Annotated in this window: 16 protein-coding genes; 7 read left to right on the forward strand and 9 right to left on the reverse strand. The window is 41.9% G+C overall.

All coding sequences use genetic code 11. The features are described from left to right. Nucleotides 1–197 precede the first annotated feature (197 nt). Nucleotides 198–1397, reverse strand: a complete 1200-nt coding sequence (locus AX660_RS06700; RefSeq protein WP_068374285.1) for a class I SAM-dependent methyltransferase — start codon at nucleotides 1395–1397, stop codon at nucleotides 198–200. Between the two features lie 224 nt (nucleotides 1398–1621). Between AX660_RS06700 and AX660_RS06705 the strand changes: the two genes are divergently transcribed. Both AX660_RS06705 and AX660_RS06710 read left to right on the forward strand, forming a co-directional pair. Further along, on the forward strand, nucleotides 1622–2008 hold the full coding sequence (locus AX660_RS06705) for a DUF1304 domain-containing protein (RefSeq protein ID WP_068374288.1): 387 nt from the start codon (nucleotides 1622–1624) through the stop codon (nucleotides 2006–2008). A gap of 73 nt (nucleotides 2009–2081) precedes the next feature. After that, entirely contained in the window at nucleotides 2082–3263 is a 1182-nt protein-coding gene (locus AX660_RS06710) for an acyl-CoA dehydrogenase (protein ID WP_068374291.1), read from the forward strand. Here the strand turns inward: AX660_RS06710 and AX660_RS06715 are convergent. The 4 genes from AX660_RS06715 to AX660_RS06730 are packed head-to-tail and all read right to left on the reverse strand — an operon-like array spanning nucleotide 3256 to nucleotide 8242. Further along, entirely contained in the window at nucleotides 3256–5409 is a 2154-nt protein-coding gene (locus AX660_RS06715) for a sensor domain-containing protein (protein WP_068374294.1), read from the reverse strand. The two genes, AX660_RS06710 and AX660_RS06715, sit on opposite strands and share 8 nt — an antisense overlap. Then, the gene (locus AX660_RS06720; RefSeq protein ID WP_068374297.1) at nucleotides 5406–5903 is read right to left on the reverse strand and encodes a Rab family GTPase; all 498 of its coding nucleotides are present in this window, start codon (nucleotides 5901–5903) and stop codon (nucleotides 5406–5408) included. Before AX660_RS06720 ends, AX660_RS06715 begins: the two co-directional genes overlap by 4 nt. Nucleotides 5904–5924: 21 nt before the next feature. Further along, nucleotides 5925–7691 carry an OmpA family protein gene (locus tag AX660_RS06725; protein ID WP_068374300.1) on the reverse strand — a complete coding sequence of 589 codons (1767 nt, stop codon included), beginning with the start codon at nucleotides 7689–7691 and terminating at the stop codon, nucleotides 5925–5927. An 8-nt stretch (nucleotides 7692–7699) separates the two neighbouring features. Beyond that, complete coding sequence (locus AX660_RS06730; RefSeq protein ID WP_068374303.1) at nucleotides 7700–8242, reverse strand: hypothetical protein; 543 nt, start codon at nucleotides 8240–8242, stop codon at nucleotides 7700–7702. A gap of 282 nt (nucleotides 8243–8524) precedes the next feature. On the opposite strand from AX660_RS06730, the gene hemH reads away from it, so the two are divergent. From hemH to AX660_RS06755, 5 genes are all read left to right on the forward strand, one after another. Further along, the gene (gene hemH, locus AX660_RS06735; protein ID WP_068375312.1) at nucleotides 8525–9601 is read left to right on the forward strand and encodes a ferrochelatase; all 1077 of its coding nucleotides are present in this window, start codon (nucleotides 8525–8527) and stop codon (nucleotides 9599–9601) included. 170 nt (nucleotides 9602–9771) lie between these two features. Next, nucleotides 9772–11046 carry a DUF819 family protein gene (locus AX660_RS06740; protein ID WP_068374306.1) on the forward strand — a complete coding sequence of 425 codons (1275 nt, stop codon included), beginning with the start codon at nucleotides 9772–9774 and terminating at the stop codon, nucleotides 11044–11046. 8 nt (nucleotides 11047–11054) lie between these two features. Continuing rightward, complete coding sequence (locus tag AX660_RS06745; RefSeq protein WP_068374309.1) at nucleotides 11055–11471, forward strand: DUF4112 domain-containing protein; 417 nt, start codon at nucleotides 11055–11057, stop codon at nucleotides 11469–11471. 8 nt (nucleotides 11472–11479) lie between these two features. After that, a complete protein-coding gene (locus AX660_RS06750) occupies nucleotides 11480–12088 on the forward strand; it encodes a glutathione S-transferase family protein (protein WP_068374312.1) in 609 nt (202 codons plus the stop codon). A 48-nt stretch (nucleotides 12089–12136) separates the two neighbouring features. Beyond that, nucleotides 12137–12568 carry a DUF3859 domain-containing protein gene (locus AX660_RS06755; RefSeq protein ID WP_068374315.1) on the forward strand — a complete coding sequence of 144 codons (432 nt, stop codon included), beginning with the start codon at nucleotides 12137–12139 and terminating at the stop codon, nucleotides 12566–12568. 53 nt (nucleotides 12569–12621) lie between these two features. On the opposite strand, the gene AX660_RS06760 is transcribed toward AX660_RS06755, so the two are convergent. The 4 genes from AX660_RS06760 to AX660_RS06775 form a co-directional block, all read right to left on the reverse strand. Beyond that, a complete protein-coding gene (locus AX660_RS06760) occupies nucleotides 12622–13449 on the reverse strand; it encodes a type 2 periplasmic-binding domain-containing protein (RefSeq protein ID WP_068374323.1) in 828 nt (275 codons plus the stop codon). Nucleotides 13450–13542: 93 nt separating this feature from the next. Next, nucleotides 13543–14955 (reverse strand): CotH kinase family protein, encoded by a 1413-nt coding sequence (locus AX660_RS06765; RefSeq protein WP_068374325.1) that lies wholly within the window; start codon nucleotides 14953–14955, stop codon nucleotides 13543–13545. A gap of 270 nt (nucleotides 14956–15225) precedes the next feature. Continuing rightward, nucleotides 15226–15933 carry a LytR/AlgR family response regulator transcription factor gene (locus AX660_RS06770; RefSeq protein WP_068374327.1) on the reverse strand — a complete coding sequence of 236 codons (708 nt, stop codon included), beginning with the start codon at nucleotides 15931–15933 and terminating at the stop codon, nucleotides 15226–15228. Continuing rightward, the gene (locus tag AX660_RS06775) at nucleotides 15918–16967 is read right to left on the reverse strand and encodes a sensor histidine kinase (protein WP_068374330.1); all 1050 of its coding nucleotides are present in this window, start codon (nucleotides 16965–16967) and stop codon (nucleotides 15918–15920) included. The genes AX660_RS06770 and AX660_RS06775 overlap by 16 nt, the downstream gene beginning before the upstream one ends.

Genomic DNA, 16967 nt, shown 5'->3' on the forward strand with positions numbered 1-16967 from the left:
AGAAATATAATAACGCTCATTAAGATTACTTCCCTGAGATAAAAAATCCGATGTGCGAGAGCCATCGGATTTTTTTATTTAATGCTATATAGATTTATTGCTGCGTTTAAGAAGCCCTTCAATCTGATATTTATTCACAGTTTAGCTACACCCATTTGAATTTACCGAGAGTGATATGTGGCCATGCAGTAAAATGTTTAAACTGTTGAATACTCAGCGTTTAATAACGTTTCGAGGCAATGTTCTTGAATACCATAGTAGGTTTTTAACTCTTGTATTTGTTTAAGTATTGCGGAGTTATCAAGGGTGTTTTTACGTTTGGTGGCGAGGATCATCTTATTTTTATTAGTATGTTCAAGACTGATAAATTCAAAGACTTTAGTTTGATAGCCATGAGCTTCTAATAATAAAGCGCGCAAAGAATCAGTGAGCATTTCTGCTTGTTGGCCTAAATGTATGCCGTATTGCAACATAGGCTGGAGCAGAGGAGGATTGTGTAATTGTGGGCGGATTTGTTTATGGCAGCAGGGTGAACACATAATAATGGCGGCGTTAGCACGTATACCATAGTGGATTGCATAATCGGTGGCGACATCACAAGCATGCAAGGCAATCATTACGTCTGTCTGTGTTGGAGCGTGAGTTTTAACGTCACCACACACAAAATTTAATCCTTTATGCTCTAAGGTTTCTGCGGCATGGGTACACAAGGCGGCTAATTCTGCACGTAATTCAACCCCCGTCACCTGCGAGTCAGTATGCAATTGTTCACGCAAATAATCGTGAATGGCAAAGGTTAAATAGCCTTTACCAGATCCAAAATCAACTACTTGTAAAGCTTGGTCTGCTGCCAGAGGAGACTGTTCGAGCGCCTGACTAAAAACCTCAATAAATTTGTTAATTTGCTTCCATTTACGCGACATAGCGGGGATGAGTTTATATTCTTTATCCGTTACTCCTAGAGCGCTTAAATAAGGACGAGTTAACTCAACGTAGCGGCGTTTTTGTTTATTATGCTCAAGATTAACCGTGCTAGCTTCAGTGCCGGATACTTGCTGGCTACGCAGGCTAATTTTGCCTTTTTTACTGATGTCTAGTTGTACTTCTTGTTGCGGACTGAACAAATGCGCGGCTTTAAATTCGTTTTGCAGTTTTTGTTCGATGTGCAGCAATGCGTCGGCAACAACATAGTTTTTAGTAATATCACGAGTTTTGTAGCTAAAAACAAATGACAACACTGACTGGCCTTTGAGCGTGACAGGCCTGATAGCAATGCGTTGCAACTCTTTATCATCACCACGATTTTTGCTTAGGATTAGTTTAACTAAACACTGCTCATTGGCGTGCTGCTTAACTAAGCTTAAAAATGTACTCAGGTTTTGTTCGTATACAGACATGATGGAGGTTAGCTCAAAATCGCGACTTTAAAAGACGCTAGTGTAACGCTGTTTGTACTTATTTTTCTAATTTTACTGCCAGCTCAACGTTATGTTCAGATACATGCTCAATTCATCCGATGAGCTTGACTTAGCTGGCTATTTGTAAAAATCGGCATTGCAACTTTTTGATAAATCGCACACTATGCCACCTCTCTAATTTTAATAATAATAAAGGAGCCTCAATGAAGTTTCTTGCTGGTCTGCTGACATTTATTGTCGCCTTATTACATCTTGGTTTTATGTCTCTCGAAATGTTTTTTTGGAACAGTCCATTGGGTCATAAAATCTTTGCTATGAGCGCTGAAGTAGCGGCTAGCTCAGAAGTTCTAGCTTTCAATCAAGGTTTATACAACGGCATATTGGCAGTGGGTTTGTTGTGGGCTTTGATGAGCAAGCAACATGGTGTGAAAATATTTTTTTTACTGGCCATTATTGTTGCTGGCGTAGTGGGTGGTCTTACGGCAAAAATGTCGATTATGTATATTCAAGCCTTGCCTGCGTTTGTGGCCTTAATGTTGGTGATGAAAACCAAAGGGCGTAGAGCTGGAGAGCCACGTTTATTTTCATAATATGAGTTGGTGTTAATCAAAAGAGCGACCATTGGCGCTCTTTTTTTGTAGCATTTTTTGAGGAAGTTAGCTTATGTCTCACTCTATTCCACGTTTTGACTGGCAAGATCCCTTGCAGTTGCACAGTATGCTGACGGAAGAAGAAAAGCTAATCCAACACAGTGTGCAACAATATTGTCAGCAAAAACTAATGCCAAGGATCCTGCTGGCTAATCGCAATGAGCATTTTGACCGCGACATCATGTTTGAGATGGGCGAGATGGGTTTGTTAGGTTCTACCCTGCCCGAGATTTATGGTGGTGCTGGTGTTAACCATGTTGCCTATGGCTTGATGGCACGAGAAGTTGAAAGGGTCGACAGTGGTTATCGTAGTGCTATGAGTGTGCAGTCATCCTTGGTGATGTACCCTATTTATGCTTATGGTAATGAACAACAACGTTTGAAATACCTGCCTAAATTGGCCAGTGGTGAATGGCTTGGCTGTTTTGGTTTGACCGAGCCTGATTCAGGCTCAGATCCGGCCAGCATGCTTAGTCGTGCGGTGCAGGATGGTGATGGATATCGCCTCAATGGTAATAAAATGTGGATCACCAACTCGCCCATTGCCGATGTGTTTGTAGTGTGGGCCAAGCTTGATGGTAAAATTCGTGGTTTTATTCTCGAAAAAGGCATGGTCGGTTTAAGCGCGCCAAAAATTTCCGGCAAGTTTGCCTTACGTGCCTCAGTTACCGGCGAGATCGTGATGGATAATGTGTGGGTGCCACAAGACAACTTATTGCCTAATGTAGAAGGTTTGAAAGGTCCCTTTGGTTGCCTGAACAAAGCGCGTTTTGGTATCGCTTGGGGTGCGCTGGGTGCCGCAGAATTTTGTTGGCATAGTGCTCGTCAGTATTGTTTAGATCGACATCAATTTGGCCGCCCGTTAGCGGCTAATCAATTAATTCAAAAAAAGCTGGCTGATATGCAAACAGAAATCAGTCTCGGTCTGTTAGCTTGTTTGCAAGCTGGACGCTTGTTGGATGCAAAGTTACTTGCACCAGAAGCCATCTCGTTAATTAAACGTAATTCTTGTGGTAAAGCCTTGGATATTGCCAGAACAGCCAGAGACATGCATGGTGGTAATGGCATATCCGATGAATTTCATGTGATCCGTCATGTGATGAATCTCGAAGCGGTCAATACCTACGAAGGCACTCACGATGTACATGCTTTGATCCTAGGGCGTGCACAAACAGGTTTACCCGCTTTTAATTAATGGCGTTTGCTTGGTTCGCCAAGAGAGTTGATAATTGGTCGAAAGGAATGGGGCGACTAAACAGGTAACCTTGTGCGGTATGGCAGTTATTCAGTTGCAAAAACTCTTTTTGTTGCTCGGTTTCTACCCCTTCTGCAATGACCTGTAATTTTAAACTGTGGGCCATGGCGATAACCGCCAATACAAGAGCTTTATCATTTTCACTGTGGCTGAGATCTTGTACAAACGAACGATCAATTTTCAGATGGTCGATGGGCAGTTTTTGCAAATAAGCCAGTGAGCTATAGCCGGTACCAAAATCATCAATGGATACACTCAGACCCAGTTTGCGTACTTCATTCAGCAAATACTGCACCTTGGTGAAATTATCAATTAATACCCCTTCTGTAAGCTCCAGTTCTAGCTGACTAGGCAGTACCTGACACTCCGCTACACAATCGGTAATAAATTCGAGCAAGTGTCTGTCATTGACCTGACGGGGTGATAAATTAATGCTTAAGATGATAGCGAGTTTAGCTGCTTGCAATGCAGCAAGTTTTTCACAGGTTTCTTTAATTACCCATTTACCTATGGGTACTATCAAGCCTGTTTGTTCGGCCAATGGAATAAATTCATCAGGTGAAACCATGCCAACATCTGGGCGATTCCAGCGTATCAAGGCTTCGGCTTTGTTGATTTTGCCATCACGCAAGTCAAACATGGGTTGAAAATACAGTTCAAATTCCTGATTTTCCAAGGCCTTACGTAAGGCCACTTCTAACTCAATTCTTTTACGCGATGCTTCTTTAAGTTCTTTGGAGTAAAACTGCAAACTGCTTTTTAATTGTTTTTTAGCAGCAAATACCGCTAAATCCGCATACTTCATTAAATCTTCGGCGTTGTCTGCGTCACTTGGAAAAGCCGCGGCGCCAATGTTAAGGCCTACTTCACAGCGATGGCCTGATTCAATATAAAAAGGCTGTATGCAAGCAGTGATTAATTCCTTGGCCATTTGCTGACATTTATCTTGCTCAACGGCAGATACTTGAGCTGAAAGGCCAGAGGTATGCACTATTAAAGCAAACTCGGTACCCCCAATTCTGGCCAGCATATCACTGCTATTGATGCAGGCTTTTAAACGTCCGGCAAGCTCTTTGATAATACCATCACCGACTAAATGTCCGTGGATTTCGTTGATCTTTTTGAACTGTTTTATTTCCATATACAGTACAAAAAAGGCCTGCTGTTTGCTGATCTGTTGTTCTAACTGCTGCCAGAAATATTGGCGGTTAGGTAATTCGGTCAGTACATCATAGTGAGACAGTTTTTCATTGCGCATCAGTAAGAATTTAAGCTGGCTGATGTCACTAATACTGAGTAACCAAAAATTTTTCTGTTGAGCAGTATTACAGATAGGATGAACAGACACCTTAAACCACTTGCCGGGTTGTGGTGGATTGAGCCAATACAGCTCACCAGCCCAAGCGCTGCCTGTGGCAAAAACCCGGTGATATTCAGGATATTGATTTTCAAATAACTGTAACAGTAACTTATCCGGTGATTGTTTGACTTTTTTACCTGGTATGGCAAACATCTGATACAAAGCTGGATTGCTGTTGAGCAATTGCAGTTTGTCATCAAGGATAGCCACACCTAACTCTGTTTGCTGTAAAGCGTGCTGCAGCGGTTCAGGCTTTTTGTCTGTCGACTGCGAAAGTAAAGTCTCTAAGCGATTAAATACATAATCGTGCTGGGCGAGGACTTTATCATTTCTGATCAATAATTCGCGGGCGACTTGCAAGGTTTGCTGCTGGCGCTGATATTCGTTTTCGATATTGTGGATCAGCAAGTAACAGTTGTTTTCTGCTACTGCGGCACTGGCTTCGAGATGCAACAAGGTTTGATTCGCTTGTTCACGCCAAATGCCAGAATGTATTTGGCCATTTTGTCCGTTTTGCCAAAACTCTTCGGCGTCTAATAAAAAATCGTTTAGAAATGCGGAGTTTTGTTGGTAAATAAAAGGACTGGAACCAAAGGCTTCTGGCATCAATTCTAATAACCAACCTTTTGATTGGTAGAGGGTCTTAAATTGGCCAGGGGCAATGCGCTGAAATATAGAGCTGTTAACCAAGCCTAGGGCTTGAAATAGTGAGGCATCGATGCTCATAGCGACTCAACCAATAACTTTGCTAGCTCAGTAAACATGGGTTCAACACCTTCACCTGTTTTGGCGCTGGTATTAAATGACATCGCAAAAGATGATTTAATTTGTGCGATTTCGCTATCGTTCCAGTGCCAACTCGCTGCTAAGTCAGATTTATTAATTGCTAATATGCCCGGAATATCTGCGACATCTTTGACCATTTGTTGAATTTCATAACCTTCAATCAACGATTGAGAACGGGTTTGGTCGGCCACTAAGATATAAGCAGAGGCACCACGCAGATATTTAGGCTGGAAGCCACAATAACGGTCAATACCTTCAATATCCCATAACATAAACTGTACTTTAGTTGAGGCTAGTTCCAACTCTTTTTTATCAACTTTTACGCCAATAGAAGTCAGATATTTTTCAGAAAAAATCCCTTCAACATACTTTTTGACTAAGCTGGTTTTACCCACGCCAGTCGCACCAAGTAAGCATATTTTTTTCTGAATCATGTCAATTCTGGTCCATCATAATTAGGTTGCATCAAAGTACACTACATTAAATAGTACCTTACGCGCCCCGTCACCAGAAGTTTTTAATTCGATAATGCCCAAACCAATAGCATTCAAGCGATTTTTGTCGATGCCTAACTCTTCGAGTTTGTTTTTAACCACATCCGCGCGTTTTTGACTAAGAGCTTTGTTAAATGCGCTGCTGCCGGTGGCATCACTGGCACCCATAATAATTAGGCCTAAAGACAAGTCTTGTTGCTCAGCGATAGGTAACAAATTAACAAACTCATCTCGAAGTACAATCAGAGAGTTAATATCTTGTTCACTTAAGGTGCTCTCACCTTGTTCGAATTTAATCGTAATGTGTTCTAATTTGGCAATATTTAAGTCTAATATAGCGCGGATAATGGCGGGATCATCGGCGGCATTGCTTTCACTGCCAGCAATGTTAATCCCATCCAACCACTGAGTTTTAAAATCCAAACCAGGTACTTTATTTAATTCGGTTTGTAATCTGAGTTTATTTAAATTACTTAATTCGCCATTAAACGTTGGGAGCTTGTCTTGCCATTCGGCTTGAATACCGACAAAGTTACCTAAGATGCTTTGCACTTTCTGCTTGATAATGGCGGAATCAAGGGACACATAAGCTCGTTCTTTAACGTCAATATCGGCCTTGTCTAACTGTTGTTGGTTCAACCAAGATTCAATGCTTACAGCCTGTGGATCACGCAACACCTTGAGTTGCAGGCTTGCAAAACCACTTAGTTGGGCAAAGGTCAACACGATACCGGGTTCGTCATCTATTAAACGCAGTTTGCCTAGATATTGATTGGCCTGCCAGCGTACAAAACCCAAATAACAGATCACGATAATTACAGCTAAAACTATGCCCCAAGCCATCCAAGGGCGTTTTTGACTTTTGTTTTCGGTGGTTTTTAACTCTGCTAGTAGACAGTCGCGGAGTTGCTGTTCACTATTGATAAAGGCACTCGCGTCACCATTAAACTGTTTTAATTCCTGAGCATAAAGTTTGTGAATTTCTTCTAAGCTTAGCTGCAACTGGTCGGCAACTTTTTGTGGTGCGTTACCACTAATGGCTGCAACTAATACGGCTTTAGGACCCTGTTTTAGCAATAGGGTAAAATCCTCAGTTTTGACCACATCAAGCTGTTGTTCGCCCTTTTCCGCACTGACATTAAAAGAGTCGCTGACAAAATCGTTAATCGCGGTCAGCATCGAAGACACTAAATCTGCATCGGCGCTATTTTGCAGGCCCGCGGATATGGTGTTTAACAATAAACCTGTTTCACGGTGTATCAAAAAAACCTGTTCGACCCTAAAAGCAAAAGTTTGGGTCGCGACATATTGTGAAAAACTGACACCAGATTGCCAGGCTTTAAAGCGCCACTTTAGGCCTTTAATCGTCAGGCTGTTTTCGATCAGTGAATTGGTTTTTTCCATTAAGTCGGTGATAAAGGCGGTGACCGATTTACGTACTAAACTACCCACTAATGGATAGAGGTAACCGACCATTTGCTCGCTGTGATTAGCCACCGAACGTTCAACGGATTTTTCCACTAAGGGCAAAATGACCTTATTAACCGAGCCATCCTTTTTTTCGCGATCAAATAAGGCTTCAGAGAACACCTCGCTGACCACTTGTCTGGCGTTTTCTTGTAGTAACTGTTTAACAACCTGGCCTGATTCGCCTAACACCAACTCGCGCAAGGCGCGCATTTGTTGTTCGTCGTCAGTCGTCGTGTTGTGCTCAGATGATTGTGACATTAACTGCCTTATTCACCGTCATCAATTTCGAGATTAGTTGCCACTGTTGAGAGCAGTTTAGCCAGTGTTTTACGATCGGTTTTATTGGCATTTAGCTCATTAGAAACCTGATTAAGTTTGGCCAGTGCCTGATTCAGTTGTTCGTTAAATTTCTCGGTGAGTAAAGCGATTTCTTTGTCTAGCCTGTTATGTAACTCATCATTTTCTTGTTTATTGTTAGCGTCGGCTAGCTCAAGTTCTGATGAAAGTTTGTCGGCATAGGTATTTAACTCGGCAGCTTTTTGATCCTGTGCCTGGTCAGCTAAGGCAAGTTGTTGAGCGAGCTGCTGGAAACCATCATCCATGGCTGCTTGCATATTTTTGAACTGCTGTGCCGTGTGTTGTTCAAGCTTTTGAAAATGCTCGTTGGTTCGTTGACTGAGAGCTTGAAGTTGTTGTTCGATATCAGCTTTTGCTGCGCCAAAAACTATGTGGCGCAAAGAGGCTAGTTCTGACTCTTGAGATGGGTTATTTTTTACGTCATTTTCAGCACTACTTTTTTTGTCTGCCATACTGCAATCCTCTGCAAGTCTTAGGTCGAATAGAAAACCTCATTTTAGTCATCATTCCACAGAAACGACTGAAAATTAAACTATTTTTATGTACAAACGATTTTTAATGGCAAAAAATCATATGAAAATAAAGGTATTGCTCAGATCTTGAGGTATTGCTGCAATGACTTACCGCAGCCAGTGTTATTTGTTACTGATTTAGATAAACTAAAATACATTGGTCTGTATGCCTGTTTTAAGCGTAATACTGTTCACATTGAAAGATTCAACAAGAGTAAAATTATGAAATATCTTGGAAGCCCAGCATTTAACCATGGGCAAGCCGATAAAATCGGGGTACTAGTGACTAATTTGGGCACTCCCGACGCCCCAGAAAAAGGCGCGCTTAAACGCTATTTAAAAGAGTTTTTATCTGACCCAAGAGTGGTCGAAATTCCGAGAGTATTGTGGTGGCTGATTTTAAACGTGGTTATTTTGAATATTCGCCCTAAACGTTCGGCTAAATCTTATGCCTCTGTGTGGACAGACAGAGGCTCCCCGTTACTCTTTCACACCCAAGATCAAACCATGGCACTACGTCAAAAATTGCAACAGAGTTATGGTGACAATGTGGTGGTTGAATTTGCCATGCGTTATGGTTCACCTTCGATTAATTCTGTTATGGAGTCAATGTTGCAAAAGGGGGTACGCAAGTTGCTGGTTATGCCCTTGTATCCTCAGTATTGCGCCTCAACCACGGCTTCGACTTTTGATATGGTGGCTAAAAATTTAAGCCAGCGCCGCTGGATGCCAGACTTACGTTTTATTACTCACTATCATGATGATCCTGGCTATATTCAAGCCGTGGCGGATAGTATTCGCGCACACTGGCAGTTAAAAGGTCGCGCCGATAAGTTGCTTTTTAGTTATCACGGCATTCCTAAGCGTTATCTGCTAAACGGCGACCCTTATCACTGTGAATGTTATAAAACCTCACGTTTGATTGCTGAAAATTTAGGGCTGAATAAAGATGAACATTTCACCTGTTTTCAATCACGCTTTGGCCGTGAAGAGTGGTTACAACCATATACCGACCACACTCTGAAAGCCTTTCCTGCACAGGGTGTTAAATCAGTGCAAATTGTATGTCCGGGTTTTTCTGCGGATTGCCTCGAGACCATCGAAGAAATCGCTGAGGAAAATCGTGAGTATTTTATGCACGCCGGTGGAGAATCTTATGACTATATACCTGCACTGAATGCACAAGCCCAGCACATTGATGCGCTTGCCGCTTTGATTGAAGCTAATTTGCATGGTTGGTCGGTTGATAATGCCAAACAACGCAGTACTCTGGCGAGTAAACTTGGCGCTGAGCAATAATAGATAGGTGTGCTCACAATCGAGAGAGTGGCTGGCTTGCCCTCTGGTCTTTGAATTGTGCTAACATCACTTGTTGCTTGATGAACTAAACAAACACTGATCAATCCTAAATAAAAATACTGCTGTTGGCTCTGAAAGAGCAAAACAAGCGGAGCTACGCAGGGACTTTTATGTCGATAGAAAAAATAGCTGAGCTTACCTCGGCCCATACACCGCTGTTTACTAACGATGCCACGATCTTTGGCATTTTGTGCATGTTACTTGGTTTGGTTTTTTATACCGCCAATTGTAAAACCCCATTCTGGCAAAAATTTTACATGTTTGTCCCTTCGGTACTGCTTTGTTATTTTTTGCCTTCATTGCTTAATACCTTCGGTTTAATCGATGCCGAGAATTCACAATTATATTATGTCGCGTCGCGTTATTTGTTACCTGCGTGTTTGGTTTTACTAACGATTAGCGTGGATATTAAAGCCATCGCAAAGTTAGGCAGTAAAGCCCTTATCTTATTTTTCACCGGCACCATAGGTATAGTGATTGGTGGCCCTTTGGCCTTACTTATTGTTGCTACCTTTGTGCCAGATTTAATTGGGGTTGAAGGCCCAGAAGCGGTATGGCGGGGCATGACAACCGTGGCTGGCAGTTGGATTGGCGGTAGTGCTAATCAGGCGGCCATGAAAGAGATTTATGGCGCTGGAGACCAAATGTTTTCGGCTATGGTGACTGTCGATATCATAGTGGCTAACTTGTGGATGGCGGTGTTGTTGATTATGGCGGCCAATGCTAAAAAGATTGATGCCAAAACAGGAGCAGATACCAGCGCTATTGACGAATTAAAAGCCAAGGTGCAAGACTTCGAAGCTAAACATTCACGCATTCCTACTTTGACAGACATCATGTTAATTGTGGCGGTTGGCATGGGAGTGACCGCTTTTGCCCATTTATTTGCCGATAATATCACGCCGTATTTTGTTGAGAATTTTCCTGAATTAGACAAGTTTAGTTTTCATAGCTCGTTTTTTTGGATGATTATTTTTGCTAGTACTGTTGGGATAATGTTGTCCTTTACACGGGTGCGTGAATTAGAAGGAGCAGGCGCTTCAAAAATAGGTTCGGCATTTTTATATATCTTAATTGCCACGATTGGCATGCAGATGGATGTCGCTATGATTGCACAAACTCCAGTGTATTTTGTGATTGGTGTTATCTGGATGTTGGTGCATGCGTCACTGATGTTGCTGGTAGCTAAGCTTATCAAAGCCCCCTTGTTTTATATGGCGGTGGGCAGCCAAGCTAATGTAGGTGGCGCGGCATCGGCTCCCATAGTGGCAGCCGCTTTTCATCCTTCACTCGCACCGGTTGCCGTGATGCTTGCAGTATTAGGCTATACCGTAGGCACCTATATGGCGTGGCTGTGTGGGCAAATATTACAAGCGGTGGGTTAAGCTACGCTATGCCACAAACTTTACTTGCTCCCCCCGCCCTGTTACACGCACAAAAATTAGCGCAGTTTTTAGATAATGGTTTTAAAGTGCCGCTGTTAAATATCAGGTTTGGTGTGGATTTTTTAGTGGGTTTGATTCCGGGCGTAGGTGATGCAGTGATGGCATTGGTATCACTGACTATTGTTTATAAAGCCGGACAACTGGGCATGCCTGCCACAATGCAGGCCCAAATGCTAAAAAACATTCTGCTCGATTTTGTTTTGGGCTTGTTGCCGCTAGTGGGCGATATCGCCGACCTTTTTTATCGCGCTAATCAGAAAAACGTCAGAATGATGGAACGCTGGTGGGTCAGTCAGCACTATCAGGTTATTCAAGCTAATAGTCAGGATGCTTTAACAAAGTGGCAGCAGAACAATACGGATTGATATAAACAATGAAAATTTACGAAACCTCTACTGCTCCTTCTCCTCGTCGTGTACGAATTTTCTTAGCTGAAAAAAATATTCCTATGAATTATGTACAGGTGGATATAGCCGGAGGAGAAAATTTGTCAGATGTCCTGCGGGCTAAAAACCCTATGGCCAAGATCCCTATTCTGGAGTTGGATGATGGCACTTGTATCAGCGAAACCATCTCGATTTGCCGTTATTTTGAAACACTACAGCCTGAGCCGGTTTTGTTTGGTTGTGGTGCGCTACAAATCGCGCAGATTGATATGTGGCAGCGTTTTGTAGAGTTACATCTATTTAGCAATGTTGGCATGTGTTTTCAACATACCACAGGCTATTTTAGCGATCGCATGAAACCCAACCAAGAGTACGGTCTTGAGGCGGGAGTGCAGGCGACTAAGTTCTTAGACATTTTGGATAAACAGCTTAGCCAATATCAATATGTTGCCGGTGATGCGTTTAGCGTGGCGGATATCACAGCCTTATGTGCGCTGGATTTTGCCAGAGTAGTCAATATTCGTTTAGCCGATAATCATGTCCATCTTAAACGCTGGTATGCCTTAGTGAATCAAAGACCAAGTAGTAAAGCTTAAACCGCTAGTTGAACTCGCAATGTTTATGCCTAAAGGCAAGGAAAGTTAATGGCAAAACTTAAAGCCAATTTTAGCATCAGCAGTTTTGGGATCTACCAAGAGTGGGATGAAAAAGCGAAACAACTCCCTGTCATTAAGGATTTTACTACTCATATTCCCGCACAACTCGATATCGAATTTGGCTTTATCTTGCATGTACTCAAAGGTAAAGGCTTAAAACTCGATTACACCATTTATCATCCAAATATTCCCGATAAAAAAGGTGAGATCATGGAGCCGTTTAGGGGGGAGGTATATGTACGCAATAATGATTGGGAGTTTTATTTGGGCGATACTTTGTGGGAGCCCATCGAGAATAAAACCGGTGATTGGCGCATGGTGATTGAGCTAAATGGTAAGATTATCGCTGAAAAGACCTTTAGTGTGTTAGTGGAATACGGTGATGGTGAAATACAGTTCTGGAAAAAACGGGGGTACTGACGTTTTGCTAAGTGACCCAAGCTAGTCGAAGTCAGGGTTTTATCACCTTTTACTTAGTTTATTGACGGTTGGTCTAAATTAAATATACGACGTGATCCACTCAGTAATTTTAACGCCGCGGCATTGTTTCCATAGTGAGTAAAGTAATGCTCAAAGCTGCCATTTTCCATGCTTTTAAGCAGGCCATATTCAAGCCTTTTGGCCAGTTTAGTATTGTTTTTTGCGACAAAAAAGTAAGTCTCATTTTGATACTTGAGTATTATGCTTGATTCAATAGCTAAATTGTCTACTTCTGCACCGGCCACTTCATCCTGTATTTCAAGTATCGAGCGAGGGTAATAGTCTACTTTTCCTTCACTCACGAGCCTATACAACTTTGGTATCCATTCCATGGTGGCTACATTTAGACCTGCTTTGCGCATCGTTTTAACTTCGGGCCAGTCTTGCCCCTGAATTGCGGTAAGTTGGGCCAGTTCTTGTAACGATGTTATGGCTGAAAATTTTGCTTGGTCGTCTTTACGGATCATTAATGCGCGGTAACCAAACATACCTTTTAATAAGGGAATTTTTACCGCCAATGCTTGCTTTTCACGTTCGGTACTTGTCGTTGTCCACAATATATCCATCACATCGCTATCTAAACTGGCAAATTTGCGGGCATTTGACATAGCCCCCGATAAAGCGACGAGTTCAACTTCACCATATTCAACAACTGAGTGTTCAACCACGAGTTTAAGCAAACCAATAAAATAGGGTGAAAAGGATTTTATGTTGGCGGAGTTATCTTGATAACGGATCACGTCTTTGGCAAAACATAAGGGAATTGATACGGCAATTAACATCACTAGCGTAATAATCTTGCGTGATAAATTTAAAGACATGCTATTCCCTTATTCTGCGTAATCACTCCTTATGTTGGCATGTAAAAATTACCTACGCTAGTTTTACTCACAATTATAGGCAAGTCGTAATCATCAAAGGTTAGCTATTTCTATATCTAACCAATCTAATCGAGTCGTTAGCCAGTTTTTAAGGTAATTCACTTCATCGCTATAACGACTGCCGACATAATAATTAGGCCATATATAGCTACCTAATATGGGCCACTTAATAAAGTTACGGGTGACGGCTTCCGTATTAAGTAAGGTATTTTGCATTGTCGAAATATGTTGCTCAATCTTAGCATTAGCTAGGTCGTTGGCTCGTAAGGTTAACCAGCGACTTTTTACTTGTTGTTTGAAATCGTCGTCAGCTAATAATTGATACCACCAAAATGGCACACCAAATACCCCACCGGCACAGCGTTCTTCTGAGCGATAAACCCACACTGTGTTTGACCAACCTTCACAATAATCGGCGTTACCAAAGGCTAAGTTATAGTCCCACAAGGGGCCCATGGATAATTTGCTGTTTTTGTCTTTATATAAAAAGGTACTGAGGCGATAACCGTCTACATTGCCGGATAATTCAGTGGCGAGAAAATAATCCACAAAGGTATCCACGTTGATATAGTTGCGGTAACCCTTTTGTTCGTCACGAAAATCACTGCCAGCTAAGGCATCCTCAAAGGCATGTACATAATTCTGAATATAGGTTTTTTGTTGGTCGGTGATTTCATCCGACTTTGGAGTGTGGTAAATAAAATGGTGTTCGCATATCGCGTTTATTTTAGAGCCATGTTTGGAGATAAAACTCATATCATCTGTGTACAAATCATAAGCGCCCGGATTGCCCTCATGTTCACCATTGGTTTTATCGAGTTTGATAATATAACCGCCGGTTAAATCGTTACCTTCATTTTCGTCCTCTTTCAGCTTGTTAATGTTTATACGATTATCATCACGTTTGATTTTTTCGAGTAAGACATATAAACCTTGATAGTCATTTTCTACATAGACTTCTACAAACTGCCAGCGTGAAGAATAATGGCCAAACGACTTAGCCAGTTCAAACATCAAGGCATTACGCATCAGGCTTTTATCACCATAAGGGCCGTGTAATACCCAGTCTTCCTCTTCTGGAAAATCCAACAAGGCCACTGAAATACCTTCTTGGTCGGCATCGCGGGTTTCAATACCAAAATTCTTTTTATCGTAATAAAACTGCGAACTGGAGCCGCGGTATTCCACCCCAATATCACCTTCGTAATTAATAATGGGCTCCTGACCAATAATGTATTGAGTGACTTTCATTTTAGCCGCGATTTTAGGCTCGTCTTGGATTTCACCCGCTAAGGCATAAATATCAAATCTAGCTAAGGTTTCAGTGGTAACCACGGTAGATGTAGGTGGTCTCACAGGTTGCGTTGGCACCGCCGAATCTCCCGAACCGCCACAGCCTTGTAAAACCAATAAAAACAGAGCTGTAAACGTTTTTATTTTTTGCATTGTAATTCCTTAATGATATTGATTTAACGCCCCGTTAAAATTGCTGGTGCAGCAAGGGGTCGCACAACATAAAGGCAAAAGCTTATTAATAGGTAATTAATTTTGGTTTACATATAACTAACAACTATAACAATAATTTATCTTTTGGTCTTATACCTTGATTTGTTAAAGTGTTTTAGAAAACCTAGGGTGCAGATTACTACAGCATTTTTTGGTGATTCGGTCCCATAACGATATGGTTACTATGTGGAGTTGGCATAAAAGCCAATGCTACAAACTTAGTCTTTTTTTAAACTCTGCAGCCTGCCTTCTCGACAGTTCAATTATTTTGCCGTTATCGAGAGTAATCATCAGATTACCGTTTAACGCCAGCTCAACTTGCCTGACAAATTGCATATTGATCAGCTCAGAGCGGTTAGCGCGGAAAAATCCGTGGCTCGGTAAACGCTTTTCAATTTGACCGAGAGACTTATAGATCATCGGTTTATGCTGCTCGAAATAGAGCCGAGTATAGTTACCTATCGATTCAAACAGTTGCACTTGTTGAAGGGTGACTAACCAACACTGTTCGCCATCTTTCACAAAAAACCGACTGTCAGCTGTGAGTTTATCGGTGTTTTCTGCGGTACTGACGTGTAATCTGGCTTTGTTAATCGCTTGTTGTAAACGCTCGGTTTTTATAGGCTTTAACAAATAATCAAGGGCATTAACCTCAAATGACTTAAGCGCGTACTGATCATAAGCCGTCGTAAAAATAACCTGAGGTACGTAGTTGAGTTGTTCTAACATGGCAAAGCCATCCATGCCGGGTAAGTTTATATCTAAAAATAACAAGTCAGGTTGTAGTTGTTCGATTAAGGTGATGCCTTGTTCTGCGTTATCCGCTTCACCAATCACTTCAATATCGGCAAATGGCTTTAGTTGCTCTTTGAGTTCGAGTCTGGCCAAGCGGCTATCTTCAACTATAACAACTTGCATGTCGCAACCTCTGTCATGGGTATTAGCGTTGTTGCTACTACTTTATTGCCCTGTTGAATAATGTCAAAACGGGCCTCATCACCATAAAGCATTTTTAGGCGACTGCGAATATTTTGCAGGCCTATGCCTTGTCCGGTATGAGTTTGTAATAATCCATCGTTACTCACTTCAATACGTAATTGCTGTTGCTCGCAAGAGATATGCAAAATGACTTCGCCCCCTTGTGGTAAGTGGGCGATGCCATGTTTGACGGCGTTTTCTAATAACAACTGAATCAACATCCGTGGCACCAGAATTTGCAAATCGATTGTAGGCTGGATGTGTTGGCTAAAACACAGACGTTGTTCAAACTGAATAGATGCCAGTTGCATAAAGGCGTGGGCTATATCTAATTCAATCTTGAGCACTTCTTGAGCTTGCTGTTTGTCTTGTAAATTATATCGCAGCATATCGGCCATATGCGCCAGCATATCTCTGGCTTTATGGCTGTCCTCCAAAATCAAAGCTCGTATGTTGTTAATGCAGTTAAACATAAAATGCGGATTCAATTGGTTTAGTAGGGCATGTAGTTGCGATTGTTCTAAGTTGTTTTGTAACTCTTGGTGTTGTTGACTGAGATCATCTACCTGCCGTTGGCGGGTAATAAAGAGATATAAACCTGTCCAGATAAATAAAAATAACCACATTAAAAACAAGTTGTATTGAAATATCATGATGGGCTGGGTAATTGGCTGAGCAAAAGCAGGGTGACCAAAGATGAACAATACCGCCATTAAGCCGCTAGTGGCTAAGAAGGCCGCTAACAGACTTAGTAGCAAAGACAGCGGCAATACCTTCCATATGGCTAAACCACGTAAATGATGTTTATACACATAGCGCAAACCATGGCTGGCAAACAAGCCATAGCCGTACAGTACTATTACCGCCACCAATAAAGATGGTTGGAACATATTGGCAATAAATTTGCCCAAAAAATCTAAGCCTAACAGGGTTAGCCAGCCGGCCAGTTGATAGCGCCAGTAGTGTGTATGCAT

It is taken from the genome of Paraglaciecola hydrolytica, assembly GCF_001565895.1.
Classification (GTDB): Bacteria; Pseudomonadota; Gammaproteobacteria; order Enterobacterales; family Alteromonadaceae; genus Paraglaciecola; species Paraglaciecola hydrolytica.

Bases quoted from the DNA above. Each gene is read 5' to 3' on its own strand.
- AX660_RS06700 (WP_068374285.1), bottom strand. From the start codon at position 1,397: ATGTCTGTATACGAACAAAACCTGAGTACATTTTTAAGCTTAGTTAAG.
- AX660_RS06705 (WP_068374288.1), top strand. From the start codon at position 1,622: ATGAAGTTTCTTGCTGGTCTGCTGACATTTATTGTCGCCTTATTACAT.
- AX660_RS06710 (WP_068374291.1), top strand. From the start codon at position 2,082: ATGTCTCACTCTATTCCACGTTTTGACTGGCAAGATCCCTTGCAGTTG.
- AX660_RS06715 (WP_068374294.1), bottom strand. From the start codon at position 5,409: ATGAGCATCGATGCCTCACTATTTCAAGCCCTAGGCTTGGTTAACAGC.
- AX660_RS06720 (WP_068374297.1), bottom strand. From the start codon at position 5,903: ATGATTCAGAAAAAAATATGCTTACTTGGTGCGACTGGCGTGGGTAAA.
- AX660_RS06725 (WP_068374300.1), bottom strand. From the start codon at position 7,691: ATGTCACAATCATCTGAGCACAACACGACGACTGACGACGAACAACAA.
- AX660_RS06730 (WP_068374303.1), bottom strand. From the start codon at position 8,242: ATGGCAGACAAAAAAAGTAGTGCTGAAAATGACGTAAAAAATAACCCA.
- hemH (WP_068375312.1), top strand. From the start codon at position 8,525: ATGAAATATCTTGGAAGCCCAGCATTTAACCATGGGCAAGCCGATAAA.
- AX660_RS06740 (WP_068374306.1), top strand. From the start codon at position 9,772: ATGTCGATAGAAAAAATAGCTGAGCTTACCTCGGCCCATACACCGCTG.
- AX660_RS06745 (WP_068374309.1), top strand. From the start codon at position 11,055: ATGCCACAAACTTTACTTGCTCCCCCCGCCCTGTTACACGCACAAAAA.
- AX660_RS06750 (WP_068374312.1), top strand. From the start codon at position 11,480: ATGAAAATTTACGAAACCTCTACTGCTCCTTCTCCTCGTCGTGTACGA.
- AX660_RS06755 (WP_068374315.1), top strand. From the start codon at position 12,137: ATGGCAAAACTTAAAGCCAATTTTAGCATCAGCAGTTTTGGGATCTAC.
- AX660_RS06760 (WP_068374323.1), bottom strand. From the start codon at position 13,449: ATGTCTTTAAATTTATCACGCAAGATTATTACGCTAGTGATGTTAATT.
- AX660_RS06765 (WP_068374325.1), bottom strand. From the start codon at position 14,955: ATGCAAAAAATAAAAACGTTTACAGCTCTGTTTTTATTGGTTTTACAA.
- AX660_RS06770 (WP_068374327.1), bottom strand. From the start codon at position 15,933: ATGCAAGTTGTTATAGTTGAAGATAGCCGCTTGGCCAGACTCGAACTC.
- AX660_RS06775 (WP_068374330.1), bottom strand. From the start codon at position 16,967: ATGCATACACACTACTGGCGCTATCAACTGGCCGGCTGGCTAACCCTG.